The organism is Armatimonas sp. (genome assembly GCF_031410135.1).
In the GTDB taxonomy this organism is placed as follows: domain Bacteria; phylum Armatimonadota; class Armatimonadia; order Armatimonadales; family Armatimonadaceae; genus Armatimonas.
On sequence record NZ_JANNYP010000740.1, the window covers coordinates 1 to 7,709 of the forward strand.

8 protein-coding genes are annotated in these 7,709 nt (G+C 58.3%); 7 read left to right on the plus strand and 1 reads right to left on the minus strand.

From position 1 onward, the window contains the following. The coding region (locus RMO15_RS26970) for an isocitrate/isopropylmalate family dehydrogenase (RefSeq protein WP_309720138.1) at window positions 1–1,007 on the minus strand (1,007 nt) is incomplete at its 3' end. Between the two features lie 99 nt (window positions 1,008–1,106). Between RMO15_RS26970 and RMO15_RS26975 the strand changes: the two genes are divergently transcribed. The 7 genes from RMO15_RS26975 to murA all read left to right on the plus strand — a co-directional run. Next, entirely contained in the window at window positions 1,107–1,544 is a 438-nt protein-coding gene (locus RMO15_RS26975) for a hypothetical protein (RefSeq protein ID WP_309720140.1), read from the plus strand. A 105-nt stretch (window positions 1,545–1,649) separates the two neighbouring features. Further along, a complete protein-coding gene (locus RMO15_RS26980; RefSeq protein WP_309720143.1) occupies window positions 1,650–2,528 on the plus strand; it encodes a hypothetical protein in 879 nt (292 codons plus the stop codon). Between the two features lie 3 nt (window positions 2,529–2,531). Further along, a complete protein-coding gene (locus RMO15_RS26985; RefSeq protein WP_309720146.1) occupies window positions 2,532–3,872 on the plus strand; it encodes a hypothetical protein in 1,341 nt (446 codons plus the stop codon). A 1-nt stretch (window position 3,873) separates the two neighbouring features. Then, window positions 3,874–4,839 carry a hypothetical protein gene (locus RMO15_RS26990; RefSeq protein WP_309720149.1) on the plus strand — a complete coding sequence of 322 codons (966 nt, stop codon included), beginning with the start codon at window positions 3,874–3,876 and terminating at the stop codon, window positions 4,837–4,839. 28 nt (window positions 4,840–4,867) lie between these two features. Further along, entirely contained in the window at window positions 4,868–5,350 is a 483-nt protein-coding gene (gene purE / locus RMO15_RS26995; protein ID WP_369016168.1) for a 5-(carboxyamino)imidazole ribonucleotide mutase, read from the plus strand. Beyond that, on the plus strand, window positions 5,347–6,474 hold the full coding sequence (locus RMO15_RS27000) for a 5-(carboxyamino)imidazole ribonucleotide synthase (RefSeq protein ID WP_309720154.1): 1,128 nt from the start codon (window positions 5,347–5,349) through the stop codon (window positions 6,472–6,474). The genes purE and RMO15_RS27000 overlap by 4 nt, the downstream gene beginning before the upstream one ends. Window positions 6,475–6,552: 78 nt before the next feature. After that, window positions 6,553–7,709: UDP-N-acetylglucosamine 1-carboxyvinyltransferase (murA, locus tag RMO15_RS27005; protein WP_309720157.1), on the plus strand; the 1,157-nt coding region annotated here is incomplete at its 3' end.

Here is a 7,709-nt window from a genome sequence, read left to right on the forward strand (position 1 = left end):
TCCTTGAGGTACTTGAGCATCAGGAAGCCCGAGAGGATCAGCGCCGTGGGGTTCACTTTGTTCTGATTCTTGTACTTGGGCGCGGAGCCGTGGGTCGCCTCGAACAGAGCACAATCCGCGCCGATGTTAGCACCCGGTGCAACGCCGAGGCCACCGACCAGGCCCGCGCCCAGATCGGAGAGAATATCGCCGTAGAGGTTGGGCATCACGAGAATGTCGTAGTTCTCGGGCTTCTGCACGAGCTGCATACACATCGCGTCCACCAGCCACTCGTCGTAGACAATCCCTGCGCCCTTGCCTGCACAGTCGGCCATCGTGGGATCGGCTTGTGCGGCGGCTGGAGTGCCGGGCGCAAAGGTCGCACCGTAGGCGGCGGCCACTTCACGGGCGATCCGGTAGAACATGCCATCGGTGTACTTCATGATATTGGCCTTGCAGACCGCCGTCACTTTTTTCCGATTGTTCTCAATGGCGTAGTCAAAGGCGACTTTGATGATCTGGCGCACGCCGGTTACGGAGAAGGGCTTGATCGAGATCGCAGAGTCAGCGCGGATCTTGCCGCCTGCCATCTTGATAATTAAGTTAGCCTCGTCGCTGCCTAGATCGTACTCGACGCCTGCGTAGAGGTCCTCAGTGTTCTCGCGCACGATCACGATGTCAATATCATCGTAGCGGGAGCGCACGCCCTCGTAGGTCTTACAAGGACGGATACAGGCGTAGAGATCGAGCTCTTTCCGAAGTGCGACGTTGACCGAGCGGAAGCCGGTGCCAATAGGCGTTGTGATCGGGCCCTTCAGCGCCACTTTATTCTTGCGGCATGATGCCAGTACGTTGTCGGGAAGCGGCGTCCCCGCCGTCTCCATGATGTCTACCCCAGCCTCAACCACATCCCAGTTAAACGACGACCCACTGGTCGCCACAGCTGCCTCTAAAACCCGACGGGTTGCCTCGACCAGCTCGGGGCCGGTCCCATCGCCACGAATCAGTGTCACATTATGAACTGCCACAATTTGCTCCTAAAAGTTTCCTTGCCCGCGCCGTGCGGGCTCTCAGGACGCATTGTACCAAACCTACACTCCTATTGGCCTCCTGCCGAAGATTCTAGTATGCGTCTCAAAACCGTTGCTGCCGAAGAGCCGCACACTTCCTATCGAATTTTAACCGCCCCAGCCCTCACCCAAACCAAGCCGCGTGAGTTGTATGACGAGCGTACCGAGGAGCACCAAGCACCCACACCGCAGTCTCGTCAAGTAAAACAGAAGCAGCAGAGCAAGGGGCAGAAACGAGAGCTGCCCCAGATGCGTTTCGTGGTGCTGGCGCTTGTGGGGATTTTTCTCGTCCCGTGGTTCCCGACCAAGGCAAACCCACCCGCCCCACGCATCCCCCACGAGAGCGCCAACCGGCTCTATGCGCAGTCGCAGAAGCACTTTGACGCACTCCGTAGCGCAGCTCCGGGCCAATCTTGGCAAGGCAAGCGTCTCTCGCAGCTCACTCCGGCAGATAAGAAAGCGTGGACTGAATGGGCACAGCGCAAGCCCACCTGACATTTATTTCCCAATGGAATAGAGGATGCAAACGGCCTTCAGACGATCGAGGAGGCACGTCGGGATCTGGCGCTCTGCCACTCCGAGCTGGCAACGATCCCTCAAGTGCTCAAGCTGCCGTTTTATGCTTCTATGCTGGATGAGGGGCCACTGCGTGCTAACTTCATCGGGATTCGGGAGCTGGCACGGCTGAGTGCGCGTGATGGCAACCTCAAGCAAATTGACGGAGATTTTAGTGGGGCACTGACGGCCTATCTGAACGCCTATGCCATTGGAAATCAGATGTACCAGGGTCAGACACTGATTTCAGGCATGATCGGGGTGCTCTGCGAAGGAATTGGGCTTGCCAATGCGGAGCCGACGGTTTCCCATCTCACGGCGGGCCAAGCACGAGAAGCTGCGCTTCGGCTGGAGAGTATGCTGGAAAACCGCCCCACATTTGCCCAGATTCTTGCCCGTGAGCAAGGCGGCACCTCGGAGATGATTCGCTTCTATGCTTCTCCTCAAGCGCAACAGGAAGTCTGGGGGAAGATACCTCTTGTCCATGTGGCCAACGACTTATTAATCCAGCGCTACCAGAGCATCATGCAGCAAAATATTGAAAAGGCACAGCGTCCCTATCAGGAAATCAAGGGAATCGCCGATCCTGAGTTTGCTAGTTTCGACCCTGCTGCAATTGCGATTCCCAATACGCGACGTGCTCTCATGGCCTACAACTATCGAACCGCTAAGGCACACAAACTACTGCTGGAGCTGGCGCTACAAAGCTACAAATCAGAGCATCAGGGCAAGTTCCCCGCGGCACTCGCGACGCTGGTGACGGCTGGCTATCTTAAAACACTTCCTACCGATCTCTATGCCCACGACCCAAGCTCGCCCTTCCATTACTACCCGATAACCGGAAAGCTCTGGTCGGTGGGAGCCAATGGTCTTGACGAGCACGGTGCGGGTGACGATGCAATGAAAGAACTCCCAACAGGCTAAACGATGAAACAACAGTTTAAAGAAGAAGAGAAGTCGAGCTATACCGCGCCCGTCGCCACAGCTCCTGTTGTCATAGACACAGAGGTGGTGATGGAGGCGGTTCGCACCAATGACCCAATCCCCAACTTCCGGCGGAGCGCGGTGACTCTAAAAACGCGGCAACGGCAGTCTCTTCAGCGCGGCTTCATGCGACTGAAGGGGCAGCGGCTTAGCAAGAAAGGGGCACTAGTCTTGCTCTCTGGCGCACTGCTCTTTGGCGGGCGCTGGTACTGGGCCAACCAAGCCCCGGTGATCCCGTACCTGCCCAAGGTAGAAGTTGCGCTAGACGGTCCCAATGCGCTCCATTTTTTCTCCGCCGCTATGGATTCCATGACCTACCGAGAGGTTAGAGATATTGGTGGCCCGGATATAGACACAGTCGCACAGCAAAAAGAAGCAGTCACTAAACTTGCCCCAGCACTGACGCTGGTGCGGGAGGGCTTGCAGTACCACTACCAAGGCAACCAGACCAAGTTCTGGAAAGCTGGTTCGCCGTACCAGACGGGCTTCAATGCGCCTGTCATGGACTTTATAGCCATTCGCACGCTGGGTCGCGGCTTGGCGGACGATGCGCGGCTGAAAGAACGAACAGGGGACTATACTGGTGCGATGAGCGCCTCACTGGATGCCGCCCAGCTCGGAACAGAGATTGGCCATGGGAGCGACTCACTGATTCAGCCGATGGTAGGAGAGGTGGTGATTGGTATTGGCGTGAGTGAGGCAACCCGTAATGTCGCAAAGCTCACGCCCGAGCAGGCGAGCGAAGCGTTGGCGCGGCTTCAGAAAATCAGCGCCCGGAGAACGACACTGGAGGAGATTTGGGCAGGCGAGATGCGCCAGAACCGGAGCCTGCTGGAGATGCTGTTTGAGAAGCCCACCGAAACCTTGCCGATGCTTGCATCAAGACATTCCATCATGCCGAGCTATTTCGCCGAGCTAATGCGCTACGGCAAGCAGGGGCTCGTGGATCAAGTGACGGACTACCAGAATGCGATCCTTCAGAAGTTCAAGCTTCCCTACCAGCAGGCACAGAGGCTAAACATCGCTCCTCAGGAGACGGAGCTGATTCAGCTCATGACTCCCAACACGCGACGGATCCAGCGTGGCTATACGGAGCGTTCCGTCAAGCTGGCGCTGCTGGAGGCGAAGCTGGCGCTTCGTGCGGGAAAGAAACCGGTATCCACCGATGCATTTTCACAAACCGGACAGGAGCCGCTACGCTCTCAGGAAGCCGTGGGGAAAGTATGGTCCGTTGGGCCAAACGGCGTGGATGAGCAGGGGAGCGGCGACGATATAATGGGCTAAGATGACGATTGCACAAGAGCGACGGGTGCCCCTTTTTGCGGTGTTCGCTGGGGCGGTTCTGGCGGCGGAGTGGGGGATTGTTCACACGGTCGCGTTTTCCCACACGAGCCTGCTGCCCTACGCGGTGCTCGGGGACTTGCTGCTCGTTTTACCTGTGCTCTACTGGTTTCTGGTGCTCCGGCCAACGGGGCGCAAAGCTCTAGAAGCCGCGCCGATGGTTGGGCTAGGCGTGCTGATTGCCTCCATTTTGCTGGCAGGGCAGGCACCCCTCACGACTTTCTTGCTGGTGGCAGGTGGCCTCACGGAGATCGCCTCTGTGGCATTTCTGGTGCTGAAGCTGCGCACGGCCTCCCAGCAGTTCAAAAGTGCCAACACACACGACGATCTACTGCTGCGCCTCGAAGCGATCCCGGAGCGCTGGCTGCGGATTCTGGGGTTGGAGCTGGTGGTGTTCTACTACGCCTTTGCCGGGCCGCGTGTTCGTCGCGCTACTGCCATAAACGAGTTTTCCTACACGGAGAAAAGTGGGCTGGGGGGCCTGCTCTTTGCGCTGGGTTTTGTCACGGTCGTCGAGGGGCTGGTGGTGCACGTTTTGTTGCGGCAGTGGCGACCTATGGCGGGCTGGATCTTCTCAGGACTCCATGTCTACACCCTAATCTGGCTTAGCGCCGCCTTTCAAGCAGCCCGCCTGCGCCCTGTCGCCGTCACAGACTCTCACTTGCTCCTGCGTCTGAGCCTAATCTGGACCGCTGAGATACCCCGTGCTTCGCTAGAGTCCGTAGAAGCGATCCGGGCAATGCCTGAGGACAAGAGCGTTCTCCGTGCGGCGTTTGGCGATGAGCCCAGGCTATTGCTCACGTTCAAAGAGCCGGTGGCGCTACACGGAATGCTGGGCATCCGAAAGCGCGTCACCAAGATCGCACTCTACGTCGACTCACCTGAGGCACTACGAGCCGCGCTTCTCTAGCGGGTACAATGCCTGGGTGAATGAAGAGATGTTTTTGGTTGGGGTTATCATGGGCAGCGTCAGCGACTGGGACACGATGCGCCATGCCCACGAGACCCTAGAGCAGTTTGGTGTCGCCCACGAGTGCAAGATTGTCAGTGCCCACCGCACCCCGGACTTGCTAAAAGAGTACGCCGAGAGCGCGGAGGGACGCGGGATCGAAGTGATTATCGCGGGAGCGGGCGGCGCAGCGCATCTTCCAGGAATGGCCGCCGCGTTTTCCGTACTTCCCGTTCTGGGAGTGCCCGTCGAGAGCCATGCACTCAAAGGCCAGGACTCACTTCTCTCCATTGTCCAGATGCCGGGGGGGATTCCTGTGGGAACGCTGGCAATCGGCAAGGCGGGCGCGATAAACGCCGCACTCTTAGCCGTCGCGATCTTGTCTAACTCCCGCCCTGAGCTACGCGCGAAGCTCCACGCCTTCCGCAAAACCCAGACCGAAAAAGTCCTTGCCATGGAGCTTCCTCTATGAGCCATTTGAACCCTGGGGCGACGATTGGTGTCTTGGGCAGCGGGCAGCTCGGGCGGATGATGACGCAGGCGGCGACGCGCTTGGGCTACCGGGTGGCCTGCTTTTCCCCCGATACCTCCCCAACACCGTGTGCACAAGTGGGGGCGAGTGAGGTCACGGGAAGCTACGACGATTTAGACGCCGTGGCGGCCTTTGCCAAGTCTGTGGATGTGGTGACCTTTGAGTTTGAGAATGTCAGTGCGGCGGCAGCGGAGACCGCGGCGAAGTATGCGCCCGTTCGGCCCAGCGGCGATGTTCTCCACACCACACAGAACCGGCTCCGAGAGAAGAGTTTTCTGCAAAAAATCGGGGTGCCCACCACGATATTTAAGGCCGTGGAGTGCGCGGCGGACTGCGCTGATTTCTCCTACCCCGCGATTCTCAAGACGGCAGGCTTTGGCTACGATGGTAAGGGGCAGCGGAAAGTCGCAAGCGCTTCAGAGGCTCAGGCGGCTTTCACGGAGCTAGGAGAGCCGCCCTGTATTCTAGAAGCACTGGTAGACTTTGCCTACGAGGCCAGCATTGTTGGGGCGCGCGGGATAGACGGCACGTTTGTGGCCTATCCCTTGGTGCGCAACGACCACGCAAACCATATTCTAGACCTCACCACGGCCCCGCTGAGCACTAAGACGGATACGGGCGAGGCCAGTGCACTCGCCGAGGGAATCTTTGAAGCGCTTGGAGTAGTCGGTGTGCTCTGCGTAGAGCTTTTTGTGACCACCGATGGACAACTGCTCGTGAATGAGCTTGCGCCACGGCCTCACAACTCCGGACACTGGAGCATTGAGGGAGCGGCGACGAGTCAGTTTGAGCAGCAGGTTCGTGCGGTCTGTGGGCTGCCACTGGGCTCAACAGCGCTTCAGGCCCCCGGAGTGGCAATGGCGAACCTGCTGGGGGATCTCTGGCCGGAGAGCGGCGAGCCCAACTGGGCAGCAGCGCTGGGCGTTCCCGGAGTGCATCTACACCTCTATGGTAAGACGCAGGCAAGGCCAGGGCGAAAAATGGGCCATCTCACGGCGCTTGCTCCGACACCTGTAGCCGCTGCAGATTGTGTCTTGAATACTCGGAAATTACTTGCCTTGTAAGTATAGGGTTTTCTTGCTATGCATGTGGGCGTTTCGGCGATACAATGCGAGAGCATTTTATTACAGAGAAAGTTCATCATGTCAGTAGAGGTAGAGAGCGCACCGAGCGCAGAAAAGGCGGGGTTGGGATTGGAACTAGGACGACGAATGAACCCCACTCCCAAAGAGCCACGGATTGTGATTCAGGGCGGTCATGCCCTGAAAGGGAATATCTACGTGGGGGGGTCGAAAAATGCGACCCTCGCACTCATGGCAGGAGCGGTTCTGGCAAGTCGGGGACAGACCCAGCTAATTCGTGCCCCGCGCATTAGTGATATTGCCAATATGGCGACCATCCTGCGAGGCGTTGGCATTACAGTCTCCTTTTCTGATGACCAGCAGACCATTCACTTTGATGCCACGAACTTAACATCGTTTGAACCCGATGATCAGCTAGTCACCAAGATGCGTGGCTCGCTCCAGCTTCTGGGGCCGATCTTGGCCCGAATGGGGAAAGTGCGCCTGGCACCTCCCGGCGGTTGCAACATTGGCGCACGTGCGTACGACCTGCATATCAAGGGGTTGATCGCACTTGGGGCGACCGTTGACGAGAACCAGGGCTATATCTTCGCCGAAGCGCCCGCGGGTGGCCTTCATGGCGCTCAGGTGTATCTTGATAAACCCTCCGTAGGGGCAACCATGAACATCCTCATGGCGGCATCGCTGGCACATGGGACAACGATTATCGAAAACGCGGCGCAAGAGCCTGATGTTGAAGATCTCGGAAATCTCATTGTGGCGATGGGCGGAAAAGTAACCGGCCACGGAACAGGGCTCATTACTGTTGAGGGTGTCACGGAGCTCCACGGGGTCAACTATCAGGTCTCGCCGGATCGCATTGAGGGCGGGACTCTGGCAATGGCGGCTGCGATTACTGGTGGCGATCTCTTTCTTGAAGGGGCTAACGCCAGCCACATGCGTCCGATCCTGATGAAGCTTGCTGAGATGGGCATTGTCGTCGAGGAAGCGCCGGATGGGGTGCGGATTAAGCATCCTGGAAAGCGGCTCAATGCCACCGATGTCACCGCGATGCCACACCCCGGTTTTCCGACAGACTTACAGCAGCCAATTGCAGCTCTCCTGAGCCTCGCCGAAGGCACTGCGATGGTCACGGACACGGTCTATGAAGGTCGTTTTCGGTACCTTGCGGAGCTGCTCAAGATGGGAGCCAAGGCGCGCTGGGAAGGGCGTACGGC

Bases quoted from the DNA above. Each gene is read 5' to 3' on its own strand.
- RMO15_RS26990 (WP_309720149.1), top strand. From the start codon at position 3,874: ATGACGATTGCACAAGAGCGACGGGTGCCCCTTTTTGCGGTGTTCGCT.
- RMO15_RS27000 (WP_309720154.1), top strand. From the start codon at position 5,347: ATGAGCCATTTGAACCCTGGGGCGACGATTGGTGTCTTGGGCAGCGGG.
- purE (WP_369016168.1), top strand. From the start codon at position 4,868: ATGTTTTTGGTTGGGGTTATCATGGGCAGCGTCAGCGACTGGGACACG.
- RMO15_RS26975 (WP_309720140.1), top strand. From the start codon at position 1,107: ATGCGTCTCAAAACCGTTGCTGCCGAAGAGCCGCACACTTCCTATCGA.
- RMO15_RS26985 (WP_309720146.1), top strand. From the start codon at position 2,532: ATGAAACAACAGTTTAAAGAAGAAGAGAAGTCGAGCTATACCGCGCCC.